This window comes from Bryocella elongata, assembly GCF_900108185.1.
Classification (GTDB): Bacteria; Acidobacteriota; Terriglobia; order Terriglobales; family Acidobacteriaceae; genus Granulicella; species Granulicella elongata.
This window is the reverse complement of the sequence record NZ_FNVA01000001.1, coordinates 1,342,183-1,367,563: the sequence shown is the minus strand read 5'-3', so window position 1 is coordinate 1,367,563 and position 25,381 is coordinate 1,342,183. Positions and strand designations below refer to the sequence as shown.

The 25,381-nt window shown below is 61.6% G+C and carries 18 protein-coding genes; 9 read left to right on the top strand and 9 right to left on the bottom strand.

What is annotated here, in order from left to right:
- Window positions 1-3: 3 nt before the first annotated feature.
- From C4S68_RS05440 to C4S68_RS05430, 3 genes are read right to left on the bottom strand one after another with little or no spacing between them, the layout of a single operon-like run.
- Entirely contained in the window at window positions 4-633 is a 630-nt protein-coding gene (locus tag C4S68_RS05440) for a DUF2306 domain-containing protein (RefSeq protein WP_103931921.1), read from the bottom strand.
- Window positions 630-1,358, bottom strand: coding sequence for a methyltransferase domain-containing protein (locus tag C4S68_RS05435; RefSeq protein ID WP_103931920.1), 729 nt, complete (start codon window positions 1,356-1,358; stop codon window positions 630-632). Before C4S68_RS05435 ends, C4S68_RS05440 begins: the two co-directional genes overlap by 4 nt.
- Window positions 1,348-2,409: a type III polyketide synthase gene (locus C4S68_RS05430; RefSeq protein ID WP_103931919.1), complete on the bottom strand. Its 1,062-nt coding sequence runs from the start codon at window positions 2,407-2,409 to the stop codon at window positions 1,348-1,350. The genes C4S68_RS05435 and C4S68_RS05430 overlap by 11 nt, the downstream gene beginning before the upstream one ends.
- A 431-nt stretch (window positions 2,410-2,840) precedes the next feature.
- On the opposite strand from C4S68_RS05430, the gene C4S68_RS05420 reads away from it, so the two are divergent.
- From C4S68_RS05420 to C4S68_RS05405, 3 genes are all read left to right on the top strand, one after another.
- Entirely contained in the window at window positions 2,841-3,515 is a 675-nt protein-coding gene (locus tag C4S68_RS05420) for a response regulator transcription factor (protein ID WP_103932213.1), read from the top strand.
- A gap of 97 nt (window positions 3,516-3,612) precedes the next feature.
- A complete protein-coding gene (locus tag C4S68_RS05415) occupies window positions 3,613-4,965 on the top strand; it encodes a HAMP domain-containing sensor histidine kinase (RefSeq protein ID WP_235011370.1) in 1,353 nt (450 codons plus the stop codon).
- A 1,197-nt stretch (window positions 4,966-6,162) separates the two neighbouring features.
- Window positions 6,163-9,084 (top strand): TonB-dependent receptor, encoded by a 2,922-nt coding sequence (locus tag C4S68_RS05405; protein WP_103931915.1) that lies wholly within the window; start codon window positions 6,163-6,165, stop codon window positions 9,082-9,084.
- 233 nt (window positions 9,085-9,317) lie between these two features.
- Here C4S68_RS05405 and C4S68_RS05400 read toward each other — a convergent pair whose 3' ends face one another.
- Together C4S68_RS05400 and C4S68_RS05395 are read right to left on the bottom strand one after the other, a co-directional pair.
- On the bottom strand, window positions 9,318-11,618 hold the full coding sequence (locus C4S68_RS05400) for a sodium-translocating pyrophosphatase (RefSeq protein ID WP_103931914.1): 2,301 nt from the start codon (window positions 11,616-11,618) through the stop codon (window positions 9,318-9,320).
- 250 nt (window positions 11,619-11,868) lie between these two features.
- Window positions 11,869-12,228 (bottom strand): VOC family protein, encoded by a 360-nt coding sequence (locus tag C4S68_RS05395; RefSeq protein WP_235011369.1) that lies wholly within the window; start codon window positions 12,226-12,228, stop codon window positions 11,869-11,871.
- A gap of 92 nt (window positions 12,229-12,320) precedes the next feature.
- On the opposite strand from C4S68_RS05395, the gene C4S68_RS05390 reads away from it, so the two are divergent.
- Window positions 12,321-13,997, top strand: a complete 1,677-nt coding sequence (locus tag C4S68_RS05390) for a hypothetical protein (protein ID WP_235011368.1) — start codon at window positions 12,321-12,323, stop codon at window positions 13,995-13,997.
- On the opposite strand, the gene C4S68_RS05385 is transcribed toward C4S68_RS05390, so the two are convergent.
- Together C4S68_RS05385 and C4S68_RS05380 are read right to left on the bottom strand one after the other, a co-directional pair.
- Window positions 13,994-15,556 (bottom strand): ArnT family glycosyltransferase, encoded by a 1,563-nt coding sequence (locus C4S68_RS05385; protein WP_160115004.1) that lies wholly within the window; start codon window positions 15,554-15,556, stop codon window positions 13,994-13,996. The genes C4S68_RS05390 and C4S68_RS05385 overlap by 4 nt on opposite strands.
- A 221-nt stretch (window positions 15,557-15,777) precedes the next feature.
- Window positions 15,778-17,499, bottom strand: coding sequence for a glycosyltransferase family 39 protein (locus C4S68_RS05380; protein WP_160115003.1), 1,722 nt, complete (start codon window positions 17,497-17,499; stop codon window positions 15,778-15,780).
- Between the two features lie 503 nt (window positions 17,500-18,002).
- On the opposite strand from C4S68_RS05380, the gene C4S68_RS05375 reads away from it, so the two are divergent.
- The 3 genes from C4S68_RS05375 (at window position 18,003) to C4S68_RS05365 (ending at window position 22,126) form a co-directional block, all read left to right on the top strand.
- Window positions 18,003-18,866 carry a VWA domain-containing protein gene (locus C4S68_RS05375; protein ID WP_235011367.1) on the top strand — a complete coding sequence of 288 codons (864 nt, stop codon included), beginning with the start codon at window positions 18,003-18,005 and terminating at the stop codon, window positions 18,864-18,866.
- Window positions 18,867-19,035: 169 nt separating this feature from the next.
- Window positions 19,036-20,010, top strand: a complete 975-nt coding sequence (locus tag C4S68_RS05370) for a VWA domain-containing protein (protein WP_235011366.1) — start codon at window positions 19,036-19,038, stop codon at window positions 20,008-20,010.
- Window positions 20,011-20,368: 358 nt separating this feature from the next.
- Window positions 20,369-22,126, top strand: coding sequence for an AMP-dependent synthetase/ligase (locus C4S68_RS05365; RefSeq protein WP_103931908.1), 1,758 nt, complete (start codon window positions 20,369-20,371; stop codon window positions 22,124-22,126).
- 121 nt (window positions 22,127-22,247) lie between these two features.
- On the opposite strand, the gene C4S68_RS05360 is transcribed toward C4S68_RS05365, so the two are convergent.
- Window positions 22,248-22,742: a BLUF domain-containing protein gene (locus C4S68_RS05360; RefSeq protein ID WP_103931907.1), complete on the bottom strand. Its 495-nt coding sequence runs from the start codon at window positions 22,740-22,742 to the stop codon at window positions 22,248-22,250.
- 134 nt (window positions 22,743-22,876) lie between these two features.
- On the opposite strand from C4S68_RS05360, the gene C4S68_RS05355 reads away from it, so the two are divergent.
- Together C4S68_RS05355 and C4S68_RS05350 are read left to right on the top strand one after the other, a co-directional pair.
- Entirely contained in the window at window positions 22,877-23,950 is a 1,074-nt protein-coding gene (locus C4S68_RS05355) for an MBL fold metallo-hydrolase (protein WP_103931906.1), read from the top strand.
- 189 nt (window positions 23,951-24,139) lie between these two features.
- A complete protein-coding gene (locus C4S68_RS05350) occupies window positions 24,140-24,403 on the top strand; it encodes a helix-turn-helix domain-containing protein (RefSeq protein WP_235011365.1) in 264 nt (87 codons plus the stop codon).
- Here the strand turns inward: C4S68_RS05350 and C4S68_RS05345 are convergent.
- The gene (locus C4S68_RS05345) at window positions 24,400-25,326 is read right to left on the bottom strand and encodes a metallophosphoesterase (RefSeq protein ID WP_103931905.1); all 927 of its coding nucleotides are present in this window, start codon (window positions 25,324-25,326) and stop codon (window positions 24,400-24,402) included. The two genes, C4S68_RS05350 and C4S68_RS05345, sit on opposite strands and share 4 nt — an antisense overlap.
- Window positions 25,327-25,381: the final 55 nt, after the last annotated feature.

Below are 25,381 nucleotides of genomic sequence, written 5' to 3'. Positions count from 1 at the left end.
CGGTCAGTCACGACGAGTGGTGAGTTCGTGCCAGTTGAGGCCAAGATCGACGATGAGTAGCGAAGCAAGCGTGAAGGCAATCACCCCAACAGCGGAGAGAACATCTCCGAGGTGGCTCCAATAGCGTGGCCAGAGATTCAGAACCCGGCTGGAAACGAAGGTGAAAGTGACCGCGTAGGACCGCGCCATCCACTGACGGTGCTGCGTGATCTGCCGATTGCGGGCGGTGACGAAGGCAGCGGTGGTGCAGACCATCCACGCAGCCGCCTGCATGGACGTTCCAGGCAGACCTGGACGGCCTGCCGCGAGCGCTATCCCCGTAAAAGATCCTACAAAAACCGATACGACGTATATGCGACCAAGTATGCGGTGCAGGCCGAGTCGGCGTTGCCGGAGCCGTGAGGAAAAATTGAGAGGGCCGATCACCAGCGCGAGTGTTCCTGCAAGGGTGTGCGGAATGAGCAGGTGACGATCTGCGATCACCTGCAACCGGTAGGCGTGGTACATCGGATAGTCGGTAATAAGAAGCAGCTCTGATGTGATGAACACAAAGAGCACGGTGACACCCAGGGAGATCCACAGAATCGTCTTGAATCGTGATGCGCTCGGATTCACGCTGATGAGATCGCTCACGATAACGGACCTCCCTTCCAGCGCCCCACGCACAACCGTCCCGGTCGCCAATGCTCCACCGTAACCACCTCTTGAGGAATGTCAGCCTCAGCCAATAGCCGCACCCAATCGTCACTCCGAAAGGCCCTTCGGAAAGACACGGGCCCATCATGTCGCACGATGGGGTGCCATCGCACCAGGGGAAACATCCGAAGGCTCAACTCGCTTCGCTCGAGATCATTGATGAACCAACCCATCTGCGCCGTCGCTTCCATCCAGCGAAGCAACGCAGTAATCTCTTCATCTTCCAGATGGTGGGTCATCAGCGAACTGACGACGATATGTACCTTGGTCTCCGACCGATACAGCATAGCGTCGCCGGTCACCCACGAGATTCCGAGAGCCTCGGGGACTAACTCCATCGCTGCGCGCGAGGCATAGGGATTCAGGTCGATTCCTGTAAGCTTCACGGCAATGCCGCGCTTCTTGCACCAGGTTGCGATTTCATACAGAAGATCGCCGCCGCCGCTACCCACGTCAACGATGTGGATGGGCTCTCGCGAGTTGCGTGGTATTCGCTCCAGCCATGCCAATGTGGGCCGATAGCCTAGCAGCCACCGATTGACACGCCTCAGACTCCGCAGGCAATCGCGGAATTCCTCATACGTACAAGAGCCATCCATCAGCTCGGGCAGTTCACGTGGCGAAACCCGCTGACTCAGATCAACCTTTGACTTAGACCACATGAAAGCGCATCGTCTCCGCTGTGAGCCCCGGGCCAAACGCCATTGCACAACCACGCTCACCGCTGCGTGCTTCCTGCATCAATCGCTCCAGGACGAACATCACCGTCGCTGAAGACATATTGCCATAGCGAGACAGCACCTCACGCGACGCGGCGAGCGCGTTGCCTGGCAGTTCCAGCCCCTTCTCCACAGCATCCAGAATCGACCGGCCGCCAGGATGCACAGCCCAGAGGTCAATGTCGTTGCGCTCACCCATCAGTTCACCTTCATGGAGAGCGCGACCAAGCTCTCCCGGTACCTTGCCGGAAAGCAACATGTCGAAGCCCAGGCCGCGGATCTTCCAGGTGATCAGTTCACGAGTGTCTGGCACCATCATCGCCTTGAAGCTATCCACCGCGAAGCCCTTTTCGCGCCCCGTAATCAAGCTGGCTGCTGCTCCATCAGCAAATACCAGGAAGGAAAGCACCTGTTCCAAATCCTGGGTCTCTTGAAAGTGCAGTGTGCAGAGCTCGAGATTCAACATCAGGACACCCGCACTGGGATCGGAGCGCACAATGTGCCGAGCCAGCTTGAGCGCGTTAATCGCTGCATAGCACCCCATAAAGCCAACGACGGTGCGCTCCACCGAGGCCGGTAGACCGAGATGTTCGACGATTTCGAAGTCCAAGCCGGGTGCATATAGTCCCGTACAGCAAGTCACCAGCACATGCGTGATACCTGCACGTTCTTCCTCACTCAGCGCCAACCGGTCAACGGCGCTTCGCATCAGTATCGGAGCGCTTTGCTCAAATAATTCCATTCGCTTGGCGGTTGTCGGAAAGCTACCCAAGCGATAGAACTGGTTCGCGTCGTGAGGCGAAAAATCTCCCGATCCATGGTGAGGATTGAGAAACGAATAGCGATGCGAGATGTCGGATCGGCTCGCCATCCGTCGAAAGACTGCTCGAAGTCTCGGGTCATTGAGCATTTTTTCTGCAAAGACGACGAACGAATCATGGACATCGTGCTCAGGCACGGCGGTCGCGATGCGGTTTATGTAAGCCGTCGTCATCAGGAATGGGCCCTCAGCCGGAACGCTTTGGATGCATCGCGTTCTCTCTTGTGGAATTCTATGTTGTACTCCTCTTCGGTCGTCTCGGGCCTCGACTCATAGTCCTGCCCAGGCTGCGCGATAGTTCGCTTATAGAAGATGCTTGTGAGCTTGGCGATGACGTCCTGTTCAGCTTGGCCAAGCGCTCTGTGCAAAGCACCTTGAGAGAACTCGGGCAACTTCCGTCCTCGGCAGACAGAGATCAAGGATCAACCGTTCCGATGTTTCCGTCTGTTAGACGGGAGAAGAGAAGGGTGATTGCGGCCGAATCGCCCGCGCTTGATTACGATTTGGTCAGATTGAGAAGTGTCTCACCGATAAGCCATCTGCGCAGAGCGACATGAACAGTCAACAGCCGAGCGACAAGCCCCCGGTTGGCTTACGATTTCCCTATGCAACTCTTGCTGGTTGAGGACGAACTGGAGATTCAGGGCTTCGTTAAGCAATCGTTGATCGACGCCGGGTGGGATGTGCGAACAGCTGACGATGCCAAGTCGGCACTTGAAGCAGTGGCCATGCATGTATTCGATGGCTTGATCATCGATCTTGGTCTGCCGGACCTCGACGGAATTGATCTTATTCTCCGACTACGCAGATCAGGAATCAAGGCCCCTGTACTTATCCTTTCCGCGCGCCGATCCGTCGATGAACGTGTGAAAGGACTCGAACTCGGAGGGGATGACTACCTCACCAAACCCTTTGCGGCCGCGGAACTTGTGGCTCGCATCCGCAACCTGGTTCGCTTGGCATCCCAAAAGGAAGACGTCAGTCACATTCGGATCGACGATCTCGAACTCGATGCCGTGAGACGCAGGGCGACGAGGAATGGGCAACTGTTGAACCTCACTCCCCAGGAGTTCTTGCTGTTGGAATATCTTTGCCGCAATGCCGGTCGAGTCGTCACACGTTCGATGCTGCTTGCAGAGGTGTGGGGGATGCAGTTTCAACCGGACACCAACATCGTCGATGTCCACATCTATCGACTCCGCGGAAAAATTGATCCTGAAGGCTCTGAGTCGCGAATCAAGACCCTACGAGGTGTCGGGTATGTCTACCAGACGAACTAGATCTCTGATTCATAGTGAAGCTTGGGGTATATCCCTGTGGGCTACGCTTGCGTTTGCCATAGGGTCTCTCCTCGTGTTCTGGGGTCTGCAAAGTTTCGTGGCCAAAGACATTCAACGGAGAAGTGATACATGGCTATCGGGAGAAGTCGAAGTCCTCGGGGATGTCGCTGGTATAACCCCCAAGGATCGGCTCTACGACAAGGTGGTCAGGGAAGTTGCTGAACTGGCCAGCCGAGAAGTGCCGAATCGAGACCATTCTGCGGGTAACGGAAGTGACTCTGTATTTTTCCTGCAGGTGGGGACGGATGGTCGTGATGCTCTCTGGGTGGGTTCCGAAGATCGAGCCTCCGCTTTCGCAGCAATTCAGTCCGTTCCCACGAGAGGCGACTCTCCCTACGACGTTCGGATCAAAGGTTTTGGAACTCCTTTTCGAGTCGCGACCATCCAAGTCGCGGATGGCAGTCACATCTATCTGGGCCTCTCCGAGAGAGATGAACTCCGCGTGCTCAGAAATCTGAGATTGCGCTTTCTCGCGCTGTGGCTCGTCATCGTATTGCTCGGTTTTCTCGTTGTGTTTTATGCCACGTGGAGGATGCTCCGGAAGGTAGATAACATCGCGGTGGTTGCAGCCCATATCGGACGAGCCGATTTGAGCAGCCGCGTCCCCGCTCCAGGGGGAAACGGGGAAATCGGACGTCTCGCGCGCACCTTGAATCAGATGCTCGACCACATCGAAGCAACGGTGGGCCAACTGCATACCATCACAGATGCTCTCGCTCATGATTTGCGAAGTCCGCTTACTGCCATACGTGGCAAGCTGGAAGCTGCATTGCTACCAGGTGCATCCACCGATCCGACGGAACGGATCGTCTCCGCCATCGAAGAACTGGACCGCTTGAGCGACTTCCTGAATACAAGCCTCGATGTTTCAGAAGCTAAGGCCGATGCGCTCAGGGTTTCGCGTGCGGAGATCGATCTTGCAAGCCTTGTGCGCGCCATCGCAGACTTCTTCGAGCCGAGCTTCAGCGAACGCGGGTGTTCGCTACAGATACGCATCATGGAGCCCATTCTCATATCAGCGGACGCTGCCCTTCTTCATAGGGTGATTGCGAACCTCCTGGACAATGAGCTCAAGCACCTGCCTCCGTCCAGGACTGTTTGGGTTTCAGTTCAAGCTGCACAGGACGTGGCGCTCTTCATTGTTGAAGATGATGGTCCCGGATTTGATCCGGACGTCCTTCCTCACCTTTTTGAGCGCCGGGTGAAGGGTAAGAGTTCGCGCGGCCATGGTTTAGGTCTCGCGTTTGTCCAGGCCGTAGTGCGCGTTCATGGCGGATCGGTGGAAGCTATCAATCGTGCAGGTGGAGGAATCCGTATTTCGGTATCCCTGCCATCAGCAGATGCCAGTGGCGCTATCAAACACCCAGTCGATGCGTTGGTTAGCCAATAGGTTCTGACGTCTGCGCTACAACTTCCAGGCCAGTACAGAGCAGCCCACGGCGAAGCTGCCGCAGATCGTGCCGTCTGCACTCGTAAACGTGATCGTATTGCTTGCGTGCCGACGTCGGTAAGGAGGCGCCGATCCGGATGCTACTATCAGGTTGTCCATCCCATGCGAAAGCTTCTCGCCATTGCGCTGCTGTTTGTGTTCAGCTTTCCGCTGATCGCACCGGCGTTCGGGCTGGGAGCGGACTCTGACTCACGGCTTCCGGTCTGCTGCCGTCGGCACGGAGCGCATCATTGCACGATGTCCGCGGAGGAAGAGCAGGCGCTCTCACATGGACAGCACTTCAGCGCCTATCGCGGCAGGTGCTCGCAGTATCCCCAGGTAATCGCTCAGGTCCACCTGGGTTCCTTTCTGCCAGGTCGAACGCCATCCCACGTGGCTCTGGCCTCAATACGCGTGGAACCGATCCGGCAGGTGGAAGCTTGGGCTCGTGCGGCGCTCGAAGGAGCGCGGCACAAGCGTGGCCCCCCGGACCGCTTGGCCTAGCTTTTCCCGAAGTTCTCCAGTATCGCTCCATTCCATCAATCCGTGTCTTGGCCTGGACTAGCTCCGGCTGGCTACGTTTGGCTTACGGCCATTTAGCGGCGCCATCGGGCATCGGTTGTCGTGGGCTGAGATTCAAGCATGCAGGGCAAACATCTGCGCTCCTCTGAGCCGCACCGAGGTCTCGTCTCCTGAAACGCATCCTCGCATCCGCGTTGTTGCTGCTGCTCAGCCTTCCGCTGATCATGCAGGCGATCGCATTGGGAAGCGATCCTGCGTCGAGGCTGCCCGCATGCTGCCGCAGGAACGGTGCGCATCATTGCGCCATGTCGGCAGAGGAAATAGCGTCTCTGTTGCGTGGGGAGCAGTTCGCTGCCTTTCGCAGCAAGTGTCCTTTCTATCCTCAGGCGACGGCAGCAACCCATCATGAGCCATTCTCTGTTGTAGATACCTCTCCGTATCTTGGCGAATCGGTCTACGTCGAGCTCGCATTCATCGCATTCGCTGCGTATCCACTCAGAAACTTCAGAGGCTTATGCCCAACGCGAGGGCCTCCCATCGTTGTCTACTCCTGACTCTTTCATCAGCTTCATTTCCACAAGAGTTCTCGCCATCGCACGGCATCGCCAGCGATGCGCTGTCCGCAAGGAGGACAACATGTACCGAAGTTTCTGCTCGGCTCTCTTTCTCACCTTCGTCCTGGCTGCTGCCGCACAGGAGACTGTCAATAATGCGTCGCTCACGGGTCGAGTGACCGATGCTACAGGCGCCGTAATCAAGAGCGCGACGGTGACCGTTCGAGCGTCTACCACCAACTCCGTCTCGGCGACCACCACAGACGCCGCCGGTCGCTTCCGCTTCCCGTATCTCGCAGTCGGACAGTACGAGGTTGTCGTCCACGACGATGGTTTTACGGACGCCAGGCGATCATTGACCCTGACGATTGGTGCTGCGTTCGACCTCCCGATCTTCCTTTCCGTTGGGACGTCGACACAATCTGTGTCGGTGAACGCGGAAGCGCCTGTCCTGGAGACGGACCGCAGCCAGGTTGCAGGGACCATATCTCAGAACGAGGTCGCGAACCTGCCGTATAACGGGCGGAACTTTCTCGATCTCGCACTCCTCGTGCCCGGCGTCTCGCCGACGAACACAGCAGCAAACCAGCTCTTTGCGGAAACGTCTGCCGTGGCGGGACAGGGAATTTCAGTCAGCAGCCAGCGGAACTTTTCCAACAGCTTCATTGTGGACGGGCTTTCGGCCAACGACGACGCCGCCGGTCTGGTGCAGACGTCCTTTGGTCTGGATGCCATCCAGGAGATGCAGGTCGTTACGAGTGGTGGGCAGGCCGAGTTTGGCCGCGCACTCGGTGGTTACATCAATTTCGTCTCCCGGAGCGGAGGGAATCAACTGCACGGCAGCGCCTATGCTTACCTCCGCGACAAGCACCTTAACGCCAAGAACGCACTATCACAGACGCTGCTGCCTTATACCCAGGTTCAGTCGGGCGCGTCCCTCAGTGGTCCGATCGTCAAGGACCGGACCTTTTACTTTGGCAACTTTGAGCAGCACCAGCTGAACCAGACGGGTATCATCACGATCACTCCGGCACAGGCTGCGGCCATCAACACAGTGCTTACGGCGACCAGCTATCCTGGGCAACTGCTGAACATCAGCACCTCTACGCCGACGACCATCTACGCGAACCCTGTTCGATCCAGCAACTTCTTCGGCAAGATCGACCACCGCGTGAACAGCCGAGATCAGTTGAGCGCCCGGTACAGCCTGTATCACGTCTCCAGCGTAAACTCTCGTGGAGTGGGTGGAACTGCATATACGAGTGCGGGAGCCAGCCTCACCGATCTTGATCAGACCATCGCGGTAAGCAATATCTTCACGATCACGCCACGCACGGTCAACGAGACCCGCGGGCAGTTCACCAACAGCGATCTGAAGGCTCCGGTGAACGATCCTGTGGGGCCCGCGGTCAGCATCTCCGGCATCGCGTCGTTTGGAACCCTTTCGGCTTCCCCTACCGGCCGTCATGACCGGCTCTATGAAGTTGTCGACAACTTTTCACATCAGGCAGGTCCGCACGCGCTGCGTGCCGGAGCGGATTTTCTCTACAACGATCTCGTGATCACCTTTCCACAGACGATCCGAGGCAGCTACGCGTTTTCGTCGCTGGCCAACTTCCAGGCAGGCAAGTACAGCACCTTCACGCAGTCCTTCGGCAACTACGTGGTCCCTGAGACCAATCCGAACATCGGCTTCTACGGGCAGGATGAGTGGCAGGTCTCTCCGAAGCTCACGGTCAACGTTGGCGTCCGTTATGACCTTCAATTCCTGAAGAGCCTGTACACGGACACCAACAATATCTCGCCCAGGTTCGGCTTTGCGTACTCCCCGTTCGCGCGTCATACAACGGTTGTCCGCGGCAGCTTCGGTCTGTTCTATGACCGAATCCCTTTGCGTGCTCTTTCGAATGCGCTGGAGTCGGATGGGAACACGACGGCGCTCAACAGCGCCACCTTCGTGAACTTCTCGCCGTCGTATGGACAGCCAGGAGCCCCGGTGTTTCCGGCCATCGACCCCAACTACACAGCGACCAGCGTGCCTTCGAATATACGTTTGAACCTGAGCACGATGGACCCGCATATGAAGAATGCCTACTCCGAGCAGGCCAGCGTCGAAGTGGACCAGCAACTGACAAAGACCAGTAACCTCGCGATCAGCTATCAACATCTGCGCGGTCTGGATCTGCTGATATCGGTCAATCTAAATACGCCGGGCTGCTATGCTTCCCAGCCCAATAGTGGAGCTCAGTACGCACAGGTAGACCCCATCAACCTCTGCCGTCCGAATTCGGCATACGCCAATAACAAGCAGTACTACCCGGGAGCGGACTCCTATTACGACGGGCTGAGCGTGTCGTACGTGCAGCGGCCGGTTCGTTGGGGTAGCTATCGCATCTCCTACACATGGTCGAAGGCGATCGACGATGTGAGCGAGTTCTTCTTTTCGGCACCGGTGAATAACTACAATCTCCGCGAGGATCGCAGCGTCTCCGATGACGATCAACGTAATCGCGTCGTCTTCGACTCCACGGTGCATTCGTCGATGGAGTCTGCGAGAACCTGGCGCGAGAAGCTTACCCATGGCTTCCTGCTGAGTGGTGTGCTGCAGTATTACTCCCCGCTGCCGTTCAACATCACGACGGGCCAGAACAGCGTGCAGACGACATCGCTTCGTCCTTGCGCTCCCGGATATGTTCTTACACCGAACGCGGGCAACACGTGCGCGAATGCTCTGCCCGGAACGCTCATCGGCCGCAACGCAGGAGTGGGCTTCAGCACCTTTACGCTGAATGCGCGCCTCAGCCGCACGTTTCCGATTGGGGAGCGCTTCCGTCTGCAGGGCATTGCGGAAGCCTTCAACGCCCTAAACCACCGCAACGATCAGATTCCCAACGGAACCTTTGGAACAGGAACGTATCCCACTGCGCCATCCTCGACCTTCGGTCAGGCGACGGCCGTCGGCGACCCGCGTGGAATCCAGTTGGCAGCGAAGCTGACGTTCTAGCGGACTGCGGGACGGCGGTCGTACATCGCCCTCCCGCAGCGGGTTCAGGTGCTTCCCAGTCACTTGGGATGTGGCCGTCGTGTAGGGATGATCGGCACAAGGTCACACACAATAGCAAGAGGCCTCAGACTCGTCTGAGTCTGAGGCCTCTCGCGTTGGTGGCAGCTTACAACAGCTTCCAGCGGTCGGATCTGGTCACCTTGCCTGTGGTGGATCGGCGAAGCTGTGGCGACCTAGAGGAACAACGGTGCGAGCACCAGGGTGATCGTCGCCAGCAGCTTGATGAGCACATGCAGCGATGGCCCGGCGGTGTCCTTGAAGGGATCGCCGACGGTGTCGCCCACCACGGCGGCTTTGTGGGCTTCGGATTTCTTGCCGCCGTACTGGCCGGATTCGATCCACTTCTTGGCGTTGTCCCAGGCGCCGCCACCGTTGTTCATCAGCATAGCCATCAGGATGCCCGCGATGGTGCCGACCATGAGCAGGCCAGCGACCGCAGACGCGCCGCCGAGATTGACGGGGATGCCGTTGATCGTGGGGACAGGACCGCCGGTGCCGGCGCTGTAGACCGAGCTGAAGTTGCGGAAGATGAGTCCGACGGCTACCGGCAGACCTACTGCCAGAACGCCAGGGAGCACCATCTCCTTGAGGGCGGCTCCGGTCACGATCGAAACGCAGCGAGCGTAGTCGGGCTTGCTGGTTCCCGCCATGATGCCGGGGTTTTCCTTGAACTGATCGCGAACGTCCTTGACGACCATCTGCGCGGTGCGGCCGACGGCCTTGATCGCGAGTGAGCTGAAGAGGAAGACCAGCATCGCGCCGAGCAGGGCGCCGGCGAAGACCGGGATCTCGGCAAGGTTGATGTTGGTGAACGACCAGCCTGCGGGCATCACCCCGGCAGCGCCAGCGTGGGCGACCTTGTCGGCGACGATGCTGCGGACTTCTTCGAGGTACGCGGAGAAGAGCAGGAAGGCCGCGAGCGAAGCCGAGCCGATGGCGTAGCCCTTGGTGAGCGCCTTGGTGGTGTTGCCGGCCGAGTCCAGCTTGTCGGTGCGGTCGCGGACGGAGTCGGGCTGCTCAGACATCTCGACGATGCCACCGGCGTTGTCGGTGATCGGGCCGAAGGTGTCCATGGCGAGGATGTAGGCCGCGCAGGAAAGCATGCCCATAGTCGCGATAGCGGTGCCATAGATGCCCTTGGCGTAGTCGCTGACGCCGGGGAAGCCTGCCAGCGCCTGGGTGCCGAAGTAGTAGCTCAGCAGGAGAGCTGCCGCGATGACGATGACCGGCATCGCGGGGGTTTCCATGCCGACGGCGAGGCCGGAGATGATGTTGGTTGCCGGGCCCGTGAGTGAAGCTTCCGCGATGGATTTCACGGGGCGGTACTTGCTCTCGGTGTAGTACTGCGTGATCCAGACGAAGAGGAAGGCGGTGGCAAGGCCAACGACGCCGCAGCCGACGAGCCAGCCCCATGCGACCTCGGGACCGCTCAGCATCATCTTGACTGCACCGGCGAAGCCGAGGAGGGCGATGCCCGCGGTGACGTAGAAGCCGCGGTTCAGTGCGGCCATCGGGTCTTCGGTGTCGTTGGTCTTCACGACGGCGACGCCAACGATGGACGCGATGAGGTTGATGGCATGCACGATGAGCGGGAAGAGGATGCCCTTGATGCCGAAGACGGGATAGAGCGCCGCGCCGAGGATCATGGCGCCGACGTTCTCGGCGGCGGTGGACTCGAAGATGTCCGCGCCGCGGCCCGCGCAGTCCCCCACGTTGTCGCCGACGAGATCAGCGATGACGGCGGGGTTGCGGGGATCGTCTTCGGGGATGCCGGCTTCAACCTTGCCGACGAGGTCGGCGCCTACGTCGGCGGCCTTGGTGTAGATGCCTCCACCGAGCTGCGCGAAGAGCGCGACGAGCGAAGCTCCAAAACCGAAGCCGACAAGCTGGTACGGCACGCCGACGGGATCAGTGAGTCCACCGAAGCCGAGGAAGAGCACGCCGACGCCGATGAGCGACAGGGCTACGACAACGAGGCCGGTGACGGCGCCGCCGCGGAGGGCCATCTGCAGCGCACCGTTGAGCGAGCTGCGCGCGGCGGACGCAGTCCGGATGTTTGCCCGGATCGAAACGTACATGCCGGTGAAGCCGGCGAGTCCGGAGCAAACCGCGCCGACGAGGAAGGCGATCACGGTCTTGAGGGCGTAGGGCTGGGTCCGTGGCGAGATGTAGTAGCCGAAGAAGACCACGACCGCGAGCACCACGGCGAGGACGCCGATGGTCTTGTACTGGCGAGCCAGGAAGGCTTCCGCGCCTTCGCGGATGGCGTTCGAGATGACGCGCATCTCCGGGGTGCCGGTGTCGCCGGCGAGTACGACCTTGGCGAGCAGCAGGGCCGCGACCAGGGCGAGGACGCCTACGCCGAGCGCGATCCAGAGCCAGATGCTGTCGGAAGAAGAGACGGTAGCGGGCGCGGGAGAGACGGGCGCGTCCTGAAGGGCCATTAGAAGGGCAGAGAGTGCTCCAACATGCATGTACGAAGTTCCTCCGAACGTCAGGGAGAGGATGGTCAGGCTAAGGCGGCTGCGGGGGAGTGTCTCCGGCGCAGACGATCGAAAAAGGTGCTTGAAATCGACCGGGCGCATTAGAGCACACGCGCATACGGTGGTCAATCAAGAGCAAAGTACCAGCCCAGTGGAGACCGCTCGTGGCGTAAAGCCCGGTGAGATTCGTCACACTGTGGCGTGATGCGCCCGTCAGAGACTGCAGGGGGCGAAGAAACGGCTAGGAGCGGCTCTGGTAGATGCCCAACACATTTCCGGCAGGATCCCGAAACCAGGCCAGCGTCTCTGTCGGGTGGACGCCGATCTCCTGAACGATCTCGCCGCCGTGTGCCCGGATCGCTGCAACCGTTGCGGCTGCATCATCGACCATGACGTACACGAGCATCCCGGAGCTGTTGGGCTCGCGGCCAAGCACCCAGGTTCCGCTGACCTGGCCAACGCCGTCGTCGAAGGCAACCGAGCCGTCGTCGCGCGTCCGCAGTTGCCAGCCGAAGACGTTACGGTAGAACGCGGAGGAGATCTCGATGCTCGAGGCGGGGAGTTCGATGTAGCAGATCTTTCCGTTGGCGAAGTCCGGCACGATACTCTCCAGAAAGAAACGAGGCTTTCCATGCTGGCACGCACCGCTCCACGATGCAACGGGAGATTGGATTTCCCGGAGGAGTTCGCGCAGTGAACACCGGACACCCCGGCCGCAACCTCACATTGACCCTGATGGCCCTGGTCGTGGGGGCGGCGATGATGACCGCACTGCTGGCGCTGGTCCCAGCGGCCGGCCATGACCAGCTGTGGTTCCTGCTGATGGCGAAGCGGTGGCTGGGTGGGGCTAGGCTCTATGGGCCAGAGGTCTTCGACTCGAACCCGCCCATGGTGGTCTGGTTGTCGGCGATCCCGGTGCAGTTGTCGGAGTTATTACCGGTGGCGACGACGCTTGTTGCGAAGCTGCTGGTTATTCTGCTGGATCTCGTCGTGGCCATCCTGGCGCTGAGGGCGCTCGAGGTCTCGGTGAAGAAGACCAGCTGGAACGCCCGGCTGTGGCTGGCGTTCGGTTTCATCGTGATCTTTGGAGCCGCGGAGGCGCGAGACTTTGGCCAGCGCGACGCTTTGACGGCTCTGCTCTTGTTGCCGTACGTGCTCATGGCTGCCGCGTGGCTGCCAGGCAAGTCTGCCGGGAAGAAGTTCTGGGCGCTGCGAGTTTGTGCGGTGCTGCTGGCGACTCTCGGTGTGTGTCTCAAGGTGCAACTGGCGGTTGTGCCGCTGGTCGTGGAGGCGGTACTGCTGCTGCGGTCGCTGCGCAGGGCCGGGGCACGGGCGGCGTGGTTGCTTCGTCCGGAGCCGTGGCTGCTGGTTGCTAGCGGAGCCGGATACGTCTATGCGATTCGATCGCTTACGCCCTTGTACTTCACGCATTCTCTGCCGCTGAACCTGCTTACCTACTGGGCGATCGGCCATCTTACGCCGGTGGAGCTGTTCGTCGAAGCCGTTGAGATGCACGTGCTGCTGGCGATGGCTCTGGGCTCCGTGCGACTGGAGCACAAGCGGCAAGCTCGCTTCGCTCCGGCGATCACGATGCTGACGGTCGCTGGTCTCGCTGCGACGGTTGCTTACTATGTGCAGGGAACGGGGTGGTATTACCAGCAGCTTCCAGCCATCTCGTTCTTCGCAGGCGCGGTGGTCCTGCAGCTTCTCGGCCTGGCGGAGCGTCTGCAGGCTGCCCGGCACGGGCGAGTCGCTGCTCGGGGGGCGATCGAGGTTCGTGCAGACGTCCCTGCTGCGTTTCCTGTTGGGGCTGCGGCTCTCGTGCTGCTGGCTGGCGTGCTGACGATCCATTTTGCCGGCTTTGGCTTCACGAGGAGCGGCTTCAACGCCGGCCATACCTTCCAGATCACGCAGCCTGACCCGAGCTTCTTCGCGAAGCTCGCGCCGGGGACGCCCGTCGCCATCCTCACCACGTCCGTGGATGATGCCATGATGCCCGTGGAGCGCTATCAGTTGGAGTGGGCGCAGCATATGAACAACCTGTGGCTGCTGCCGGCGTTGTTGCGGGTGTCCTACCCGCAGCCTGGCGACTGGCCTGTGCCAAAGCGGCACCAGATGAACGACGCGCAACGCGAACAGCTATACCTCGAGATCACGAGCAGTGAGGCATTCGACCTCAATCGCTGGAAGCCCCAGGTGGTGCTGGTCGCGCGCTGCCACGACTCGGAGCTTCATTGCCAGGTGCTGGAGGACCGTCACGACAGCCTCATCTCGTTCCTGTTGACGAGCGAGCAGTTCGCCGATGAGTGGCGGCACTACCACTACACACGCAGCATCGGCCTGTATGACGAGTACGTGCGGCAGTTCTAGTGAGCGACCGGAGCGTTCGGAAGCGTGACCTCGTAGAGCTCGGTGGTACGCCAGTAGTCATCGCGCATCTGGCCGAGGAGCTTTAGGGTGGCGCCATCTTCTTTCAGCTTCGGCAGTAGCCAGTCCTCGGGATAATCCATCTTGCCCAACACGAAGAAGTGGCGATGCTGTGCGGTGAAGGCAGCGTATGCTTCGCTGTGGCTGTGCAGATGGAAGGCATCCACGACGGCGGGCATGCGCTCGAAGATGTTGGCATGCGCGATGCGGGCGCTCGCGTCGGAGTCGGTGAGGTAATAGAGCCGCGACAGCGTAGCGTCGTTCTCCCGATAACTCATCTCGACGAAGACCAGACCGCTCGCCTCGACCAGCGGCAACGAGGGATCGAGTGCAGCGGTCTTTGCGCAGGCATCGCAGGGCAGCAGCCTGGGTTCGCCGTGCAGGGGCGTGGGCAGGATGCCACCATCGGCGATGCCGCGCGGGATCAGCATGGGAGCATCGGAGGCGCAGATGGCGACGATGCAGCCCAGCAAGGCAACGCGGGGATCGAGCTTCCTCCCTCCGTTGATAGAACGCAGCGTGATTCCACCGAGCAGTGCTGCGACGATCGGTGCGAAGGCGAAGTTGGCGATGCTTCCGTAGCGGACGTAGAACGCTCCGTGAGAATGCATGAGCAGCAGCATGAGCGCGAGCGGAAGCGCGAGGACGCCTGCAAGCAGGAAGCACTCGGCAGGAGTGAACGACCAGCGTGGCCCTGCGGATGGGCGCGCGAGGCTGATCTGATGGCGGCTCAGGCTGAGGATCACAGCCATGAGGGTGAGCACCGCGATGAGGAACTCCTGCCGCATGGAGTAGGCATAGAACTGCAGGAGCATCGCCGGTCCAGGCACGAAGGACGCGGGATAGATCGCCGTGTGGTGGTTCTGGAAGAGCGGAGCGTAGAGGGCAGTGACGCCGAAGGGGATTGCGAGAGCCGCGAGCATGGGCCAGTCCACACGGCGGCGCGAGATGGCTCGCACGAACTCCGCGCCCACGAGGGTGGCGGCTGCGACGGCTCCAAAGACGTGGCTGAGGAAGAGGCAGGCCAGTGCGAGGCTGAGCGCGATGAGCCAGCGCCAGCGGTGCATGACGGAGAGCTCTGCGGAGCGCTGCCAGCAGAGTACCGCGGCGAGAAAGAAGCCGTACATCAGCCCATAGGGCCGCGCTTCCGCTGCGAGCTGGAACATCACGCTGGCCATCAGCAGGTACGCAGCGAAGAGACCGTAGAGCACGCCCATGCGGCGTCGCACGATGGCGAAGAGGCACAGCAGCGCGGCGAGGAAACCGATCATCTCCGGCAGGCGCGTGGCCAGCGTGTTGACTCCGAGAAGCCGATAGCTGGCCCGCGTCAGCAGGAACGGCAATGGTGGATTGAGATCGTAGATACGGGCGAGGTCCCACATCTCGCGCACGCTCGAAGCTCGCGCGATGAAGAGCGTGTACAGCTCGTCATGCCAGAGCGGCTTGAGGTGCGAGATCTCGAGGACCAGCGGGACATATATCGCGACCAGCAGGGCGATCATCCACCCGGGATGCTCCTCGCACCACGAAGCCCGCGCGTCGAGCCACGCAGCGCGGCGCGTCTCGCTGCTCGCTGTTGCCTCGGAGGCATCCTGAACAACCGGCGGGGCTGGGGTAGAGGTGTGCATGGGGCAGGATAAAGTCGGCCGGCGCGCAGGTTTTCGCGCCGGGGAACGACCTCTTGAGTCTAGCCAGATTGCCGTGCACCGGCGGTAGGAGAGCGCTACGGCTTCCGTGGGAGCGGGGTCGTCGCAACCGGTTGCGACGGGAGCCAGACCTCGTAGAGCTCGGTGTCGTGCCAGTAGCCGTCATGCGTGGTGCGAAGGAACTGCAGACGCGCTCCGTCTTCGATCAGCTTCGGGATGATCCAGTCTTCGGGATAGTCGTGCTGGCCAAAGAGGAAGAAGTGCCGATGCCGAGTCATGAACGCGGCGTAGGGCTCGCTGTGTCCGTGGAGGGCGAATGCCTGGACGACCTCGGGCATACGCTCGAAGATGTTGGCGTGCGCGATGCGGGCGCTCGCCTCGGCGTCGGTGAGGTAATAGAGCCTCGACAGGACGGCGTCATTCTCGCGATGGTTCATCTCGACGAAGGCGAGCCCGGAGGCATCGACGAGTGGCAAGGTCGGGTCGAGCTGCGCCGTAATGGCGCAGGCCTGGCAGGGCTCGGGCTTCGGCTCGGAGTTGGCGTGGGTGGGGATGAGCTCGTGGGCGGTCATCTGTTGGGGGAGGACGAAGGGCAGGCCCGACATGAGCAGCACGATGATGGAGCCCAGCAGAGCGGCGCGGGGATCGGGAACCGCGGCTGCGCCTTCGCGATTCATCGTCCAGCGGGCGAGAAGAGCGGCTGTCAGGACTGCGACTGCCCACACCATGATGCCGGCGTAGCGCACGAAGAACGCTCCCTGCCGGATAGCAAGGTAGACCATCAGCAGCAACGGCAGCGCCAGCACGCTGCCCAGCGCGAACCACTCCGCCTGGGTGAAGAACCAGCGATGACCATGACTGGGTGGGCCGCCGCGCAGGTGGTCGACACCCAGCAGGCCGAGTACAGCGGCGGCAGTAAGCAGCAGGGCGATGATCTCGCGGTCGATGGCATGGATGTACGTCGCGAAGATGACGTCGCCGGAGGGTTGGAAGGCCGCCGGATACAGCGCAGCGCCGTGGTTGCTCAGCAGCGGACCGTAGAGCACCGTGAGCGCCAGTGGCAGCAGCAGGCCCAGGAGAACCGGCCAGTCGAAGCGGCGCAACCGCAGCGAGCGGAAGAGCTCTGCGGCGATGAGCGCAGCCAGCGGCGCAAGGGAAAACACGTGGCTCAGGAGCATCGCCGCCACAGCGAGAGGGAGTACCGCCAGCGCCCAGCGGCGCGAGTTGTGTTCCGCGGGGCCGTCGGTCGCCTTCTGCCAGGCCAGCAGGGCTACGAGGAAGCCGGCGTACATCAGCGCATAGGGGCGGGCTTCGGTCGCTAGCTGGAAGATATCGCTCTGCATCACCACACAGACCGCGAAGAAGGCGAAGAGCGCACCCATACGGCGGCGCACAAAGCCGAAGAGCGCCAGCAGGGCCACGAGGAAGGCGAGCATCTCGGGCAGCCGTGTGGCGAAGGCGCCCTGGCCGAACAGGTGCAGGGAACCCCGCGTCGCGAGGTAGATCAGGGGCGGGTTGAGATCGAAGCTGCGCGACTGCGCCAGCATGGCCTTCACGGTGGGGGCGTTGGCCAGAAAGTAGGTGTAGAGCTCGTCGTGCCAGAGGGGTTTGTGGCGAGAGGCGTCCAACACTGCGGGAACGTAGAGCAGGAAGATCACCGCGATCAACCAGCCGGGGTGCCGCTCGCACCAGTGAGCGGCGCGGCCGAGCGCTCTCCCGGCACGAGCCCGGATGGCTTGCAGCGGGCCGGCGGGGGTGGTGACGGGTTGGCTTTCGGAGGTGGGCACAAGAATTGGCATGGTGCGAAGCGGATGAGGACCTTCGCCCCCTTTGGCTGTGCACATCGTACGACGGCGTTGCCGTGGCGGATGTTCCAACCGGGGAAGGGAATCCGCATGGCTGTGTTGGGTCGCGTCGCGATCGGGACCGGAGGGGCACTCATCGCGATACGGGGGGGACGTGCCTGTGGCATCGACCGGCAATTGTGGTACGTTGAGGCTCACCCGCGCGCTCCTTTGGGGTCGACTGCGACCGAAGGGAGCCTCGATTCTTCAACGGGAGCGGCGGACGCAGTTGGGGAGCCACTATGTTGCAGCTCGGGTCAGCCTGGCAGGTGTTTGCTCGTCTCGTTTGTCTCCGGTCAAGTTGGGTTTCGTTTTCCTGGATCGCATTTCTACTGATCAGCTGTGCGATGGGCCCGTTCCTGCGGGCACAGGAGAATCCCCTGGGAGACGCGCACACCAGTTCGCCGCCCCCGCCCCCGCCGCCAAAAGATGCACCTCCGGCTGTCGTGGATGGAAACGTGGCGGCGCGAGGGACTGCCAACCCGGGAGCCCCACTACGGGTCAACGTGAACCTGGTGCTGGTGCCATTGACGGTGACGGACCCGATGAACCGGCTGGTGACCGGTCTCGAGCGCGAAAACTTCCAGGTCTTCGACAACAACGTTCCGCAGACCATCAAGTCCTTCGGCACGGAGGACGCGCCGATCTCCATCGGGATCGTCTTCGACCTTTCCGGGTCGATGGAGTCAAAGTTCCTGCGGGCCCGCAAAGCGCTCACCGAATTTCTGCGTACATGCAACCCCAAGGACGAGTTCTTCGTCGTTGGATTCAACGATCGTCCAGCAATCATCGTGGACTACACCTCGGATGTTGAGGACGTCGATGCTCGTATGGTGATGCTGCATCCGGAGAAGCGCACCGCACTCATCGATGCCATGTATCTCGGCATCAATAAACTGAAGAGCGCGAAGTACGACCGCAAAGCGCTGCTGGTCATCTCCGACGGCGGTGACAACCGCAGCCGCTACACCGAAGGGGAGCTTCAACGCGTGATCCGGGAAAGCGAGGTGCAGATCTACTCCATCGGAATCTTCGACTCCTATGCGCCCACCGAGGAAGAACAACTCGGCCCGGTATTGCTGAAGGAAATCTGCGAAGGTACAGGAGGACGCCTGTTCACCGTCTACGATATGCAGGACCTTGGAGATATCGCGCAGCGCATCAGTGAAGAGCTTCGCAACGAGTACGTGATTGGGTACTCGCCCACGGACCGCCGCCGCGATGCTTCGTGGCGTAAATTGAAGGTGCGATTGCTGCCTCCGCCGGGGCTCCCGGCGCTCATGGTGCACAGTCGCGAGGGGTACTATGCACCGTCGCAGTAAAAATTCGAAGCCAGCCCGCACCTTGCGGCCTGGGCTTCATCCGGTGGGAGCCCTGCTCGCCACCGCTGTGCTTTTTTCAGTTCCGGCGGCCGTGCTGGCGGCAGGAGTTCAGGTTCCCGCGTCCCAGGCTGCGCAAAATCGTCGGCCACTGACCGTGGACGCAGACCCTGTGCCGCTGCCTGAGGGGGACGCTGCGCCGGCGGCGGCCCCGGCTGGAGCACCGCAGTCGTCCATCGGGGAGGTGACGCGCGAGAACGGCAAGTTCACCCTGCGCACCAATGCCTATGAGGTGCGGCTGAACGCCAGCGTCATCGACTCCAGCGGGCAGCCGGTGGACTCACTGCCGCAGGACGCGTTTCACGTCTACGAGGACGGTGTTCCGCAGACGATTGTTGGCTTCCGGCACGAGGATCTTCCCGTCTCGCTCGGCCTGCTCATCGACAGCTCGGGCTCCATGTACGACAAGCGGACCTCGGTGGATGCGGCGTCGCTCGACCTGGTGAAGCTCTCCAACCACCAGGATGAAGCGTTCCTGGTCGACTTCAGCTCCGAGCCTTACCTCGACACCGACTTCACCAATGATGTCGGCAAGCTGCAGCAGGGGCTCAGCTACATCAAGAGCACGGGCGGCACGGCGCTCTACGACGCCGTGATCGCCTCTGCGGACTATTTGGCCAAGAACGCCAAGCGGCCCAAGCAGGTTCTGTTGATCGTGACCGACGGCGAGGACAACGCTTCCAGCGCCTCGCTGGAGACGACGATCCGCCGGGTGCAGGATCTCGACGGCCCCGCGATCTACTGCATCGGCCTGCTCTTCGGCGAGGATGTGAGCCGCAGCGAGGCCCGGCACGCCCGCGAGGTGCTCACAGAGCTCGCGCTGCAGACCGGCGGCCAGGCCTACTTCCCGAAGTCCCTCAAGGAAGTCGACGGCATCACTCACGAGGTGGCGCAGGACATCCGGTCGCAGTACACAATCTCCTACCACTCGACCAAGGCGCCGGAGCTCGGCGGCTATCGCACCATCCACGTCGAGGCCAAGGAAAAGGGCTTCCGCAACCTTCAGGTACGCACCCGCACCGGGTACTTTCCGAAGATGGCGAAGACGGACATCACGGGAGCCACTACGCCGCCTGCTTCGAACTGAGCAGGATCCACACACCTGCGCTCGTGCGTTCGAGCCTTCGAGATTCGAGAGCTGCGGCTTGATCGCGCGCAGCTTCCCTCATTCCGCTGCGACCATATGGTGCACTTCAGGAACTGTGTGGTGTGCCCTCCTGCAGAGCGACGCAGACCGATACCTTCAATCCAGCGTGGTGCTGTTCCAGGCTGATCCATGGGGCGCGGGGGAGGTTTCATGCGGCCAAATGTCTTTTGGACGTCGTAGCGGCATCCTCCCCCGGCCGATGGCATCGAACTTGGAACATCTCTGCGAGTAGCATGAGACGGTCACAGATCGGGCGGTTCGTAACTGCCTGCGGCTTCAACCGGAAAGGAAGTTTGTCGTGCTTGAGCTAAACACCATCAATGACGTCTTTGCACTTATCGCTGCCCGGGGTGAGGGAACCGCTGCCAAGGTTCAGGATGGGAGCGGTTGGAAGGACATCTCTGCGAAGACGATGTACGGGCGGGTTCGTGCGCTCGCGCAGGTGCTGCAAGGCTGGGGAATCCAGCATGGGGACCGCGTCGCGCTGATCAGCGAGAACCGCTGGGAGTGGGCGGTTGTGGACTTTGCGGTCCTCTCCATGGGCGCGGTCGATGTGCCGCTCTACCAGACGCTGACGCCCGATCAGATCGCTTTCATGCTGAAGAACTCCGGCGCCAGGGCTATCTTCGTTTCGTCGAAGGACCAGTACGAAAAGATCGTGGCGGCAGGCGAGATTCCTTCGCTTGAGCGCGTCGTCGTCTTCGATCCGGGTGAGTTTGCGGGAGCCGAAAGCCTCACGAAGCTGCTGGAGGGCGCTCCGGGCCTCGAAGAGCGCGACGCGGCCTTTGATGCGATGCTGGCCTCGGTCAAGCCCGAGGATCTGGCCTCGATCATCTACACCTCCGGCACGACGGGCGAACCCAAGGGCGTGATGCTGACCCATGGCAACATGGCAGCCAACATGCGCCACTCGACCGACAACCTCGATATCCGCAAGGGCGACCTTTCAATCTCGTTCCTTCCCTTGAGCCACGTCACGGCGCGCCACCTCGACTACGCCCTCTACGGCCTGGGCGGCGTGCTGGCGTATCTGCCCAGCTTCAACGGCCTGCCCGCGGCGATGCAGTCGATCAAACCCGAGGTCTTCCTGGCTGTGCCGCGTGTCTATGAGAAACTGCGCGCTGCGATCGAGCACAAATCCCATGGCTTCAAGAAGACGATCCTGAACTGGGCGCTGGGGCAGGGCAAGGCACATCGTGCCGAGGTCATGAAGGGCATCATGCCGACCGCTCTGGGCTACCGGCTGGCGGACAAACTCGTGTTCTCGAAGGTGCGCGCGGCGTTCGGCGATCGGGCACGGCTGTACGTGGCCGGCGGAGCTCCGCTGGGCATCGATACCACCGAGTGGTTCCTCGACATGGGTATTCGCATCTTCGAGGGGTACGGCATGACCGAGACCTCTCCGGTGATCTCCCGCAACACCTTCGCGGCGTACCGGCCGGGCACGGTCGGCCAGGTGATCCCCAACATGGAAGCCCGCATCGCCTCCGATGGTGAGCTGGAGGTAAAGGGGCCCTCGGTCTTCATCGGCTACTGGAACAACGAGGAAGCGACGAAGAAGGAGTTCACCGAAGATGGCTGGTTCAAGACCGGCGACATCGGCAAGATCGAGGACGGCTTCCTTTCGATCACGGATCGCAAGAAGGAGCTGCTGAAGACCTCGGGCGGCAAGTTCATCGCGCCGCAGCCCATCGAAAACAAGCTGAAGGCCAACAGCATCATCGGTCAGGCCGCGCTGATCGGCGACATGAAGAAGTTCGTCAGCGTGCTGATCTCGCCCAACTTCGAGATGCTGGAGAAGTGGGCGAAGGAGAATGGCGTCGCTGCCACAGACCGAGCTGCCCTGGCCAGGGACGTGAAGGTGCAGAAGATGTACAAGGAGCTGGTCGGCAAGGTGAACGGCAGCCTCGCGCACTTCGAGTCGATCAAGATGGTGACGGTCGTGCCCGACGAGTGGAGCATCGAGGAGGGTGAACTGACCCCCAGCATGAAGCTGAAGCGCCGTGTGATCTACGAGAAGTACAAGGCGCAGATCGATGGGATGTACAAGGAGTAAGCGAATTGGGAGTCGTTAAAGACCAGTAGAAAAGGGGAACAGCCACGAGCTGTTCCCCTTTCTACTTCGGCTTCCTGTCTCGTAAGCGCTGGAGTCGCCTCCGGTGATTCGCTATTCGCTACTACGCCCTGAGGGGGCCGACCTGCACGGACCGGAGATGGGACTCTCGGACCGGAGCGGCGTGCAGACCGTGGAAGGCTCTCAGGCTCTTCAGGATTCGTTTTGCGCTGCGGAGATCGATGGTGCTCAGGTCCTTTGAGGCCCACGACGGTGCAGGACAGAGCGTCTGCACCTCGATGAGGCTGAGGGCCACCTCGGAGTATTCGCGGCACAGAATCGGCTTGTCGGCGAGTACATGGAGCTCATTCAGCAGGCCATCTTTGGCGAGTGCGGCCATCACGCGGTCGACGTAGGCTAGTCCGCCCTCAAGCACCCCGAGCAGGTGATCGCCCTGGCGCACCATGACGCTGGAGACGCCGCAGGCCGAGTGCCGGCTGCGGGCAGCCTGGAACTTCAACAGCAACTCAGAGGGTTCCTGGGTGCCGGAAACCTGAACTCCGGGAGTCTGGAGTGTCGATTCAGCGGCGATTCGCGAAAGAAAGAGGACCTGCTTCATGGGTGAGGACTATCGGCAGGCTATCGTCTTCCGTTGTCTGGCGGAGGACGACTTTTGCACAGCTGGGCGCATCCTGCTGTCCCACAATGAACTTACTGCTACGACGAGCGTTGTCGAGCATCCAATTTCCATCCATGACGATGCTTGCGCGAGCCAGGAAAGAAAAAGGCCTCTTCCAGAACCCCGTACCCACCGCGATTGGCGGCTTCAGCACCATGTGGAAGGTGCTGCCGGAGTTCCTGTTCAACCGCGGCAAGGCCTATCGCGAGCCGAAAGGGCCTCTCGGGCCGTTCCCCACACCGGCTGAGGTCTATGCGACGGCTCCCGCGAGCGGTCTTCGGGTGACGTGGTTTGGGCACTCCTGCCAGCTGATCGAAATCGACGGCTTCCGCGTGCTGATCGATCCCGTTTGGGAGGATCGGGCGGCGCCGACGCAGTCCTTCGGCCCCAAGCGTTTCTTTGCCCCGACGATTGCGCTGGAGGACCTGCCGCCGCTGGACGTCGTGCTTGTCTCGCACGATCACTACGACCACCTGGGCAGCCACACGCACGCGAAGCTGGCCAAACTGCCCAACACGGCCCGGGCGCGGTGGGTGACGTCGCTGGGCGTGGGGGAGCGTCTGCGCCGCTTCGGCGTCGATTCCTCGCGGATCACCGAACTGGATTGGACCCAGAGCACCGAGATCCCCGCAGCCGGCGGCGGCACGGCTCTCCGCATCACCGCGTGGCCCTCACGCCACTTCTCCGGCCGCGGGCTAAGCGACCGCTTCACGACGCTGTGGAGCTCGTTTGTGCTCGAAGGCCCGGAGCATCGCGTGTACTTTGGCGCGGACTCGGGCTACTGGCCCGGGTTTGCGGAGATTGCGGCGCAATACGACCGGCTGGACCTGGTGATGCTGGAGATCGGGGCCTCCAACCCGCTCTGGGAGAACATCCACCTCGGCCCCGACAACGCTACGCGCGCCTACACGGAGATGGCCGCTGCGCTCGCGGCTAAGGGCGGCGGTGGAGGGGGCGCGGGGCTGTTCATGCCGATCCACTGGGGCTTGTTCAACCTGGCGCTGCACGCCTGGAAACAGCCTGTGGAGCGCATGCTGGAGATCGCAGGGGAGCGGGACCTGCCGCTGTGGCTGCCGGAGCCTGGCCAGCCGACGGAGATCGTGGCAGGCCAGCCGCTGATTACCCGCTGGTGGGAGCGTTGGGAGTAGGGCCGCGGGGGTGCCTTCGCGGGCTTGGGTCAAATAGCTGGGGCTGAAGGGTTTACCAATTCGGCAATAGAGGCCGAGGTGCGATGGAAAGTTGGGTGAGGAATCCACTTGCCCGCCTGTGGAAAAGCCGGTACAACAGGAAACGCACCGGGGAATCCCGGAAGATTCCCCCGAACTGGAGACGACCCCATGCCGAATGCCGCTTCGAACCCCACTGCTGTCCGCGAGGTCATGGATATCCGCCAGGCTGCCGACTACCTCGGCATCAGCGGCGACACCTTGTACCGCTATGCTTCAGAGAACTTCGTGCCGGCCTTCAAGCTCGGCAATCGCTGGCGCTTCCGCAAGAGCCTGCTGGACGACTGGATGGATCGCCAGAGCGGAGTGACCTCGGCTGCACCGATCGAGATGGTCGATCCGGCGAAGAAGAAGCCGGTGCGCGCGGTTCGCTAAGTCTTCTCGGTCAAATCTTCGCCAGAAGCTCCCGGCGTGCCGCGCGTCAGCGTGATGTGGGTGATCTCCGGCGGGCAGTTGAGGCGCATCGGCAGGCCCACGGTTCCGAGACCCCGGTTGACGTACAACTGCATGTGCCCGAACTGGAAGGCTCCTTCGACATACTTCCGGCCCATGGGGGGTAACACCATCGGCCCTGCAAAGGGGAGCCGAACCTGGCCCCCGTGGGTGTGGCCGGAGAGCATCAGGTCGATCATCGGGAAGCGGGGATGCTGCACGACTGTGTCCACGTAGTCCGGCTCGTGGACCATCAGGATTACCGGGACATCGGGCAGCTTGGGGACAGCCAGGTTCAGGTCCGGGGTGCGCATTCCGGCATCGTCCGTGCCACAGAGCCAGATGCGATCGTGCCCGCGCTCCAGGGCGACGTAGCTGTCGACCAGCATGGGAGTCCCGTGGGCTTCCAGGGGCGCGATGACATGCTGCGAGCCCACGCCGACGTCGTGATTGCCCAGGACGCCGAAGCGTTGCGGCGCTTTTAGGGTGCTGAGGATCTCGGCAGCCACACCGGCGGCATGCCACGCGGTAGGGTCCGAGAGGGGGCCGCGGCTGACGAAGTCTCCGGTGAGGAGCACGAGGTCCGGATTCAGCTCGTTGATCCGCTTCACGGCGTCGACCAGGAACCATGGTTCGGTGTACTCGACGAGGTGGATATCGGAGAGCTGGACCAGCCGGAAGCCCACAAAAGCATCCGGGAGGTCCTGGATCGCGACCTGCCGGTGCGTGACCTGGAGATCGTGGCGCGCCCAGGTTCCGCCGTACAGGGCCAGCGATGCACCGAGGGCCGAACCTCCGATCAGGAAGGCGCGGCGGGTCATTGGAGAGAAACGCAACTGCGCCCCCGGGTCAAAACGATCGGGCATAAGACATCATACCGGGACGGCCCCTTGCGGCGCAGTGGCGGCCATGTGCCACAGC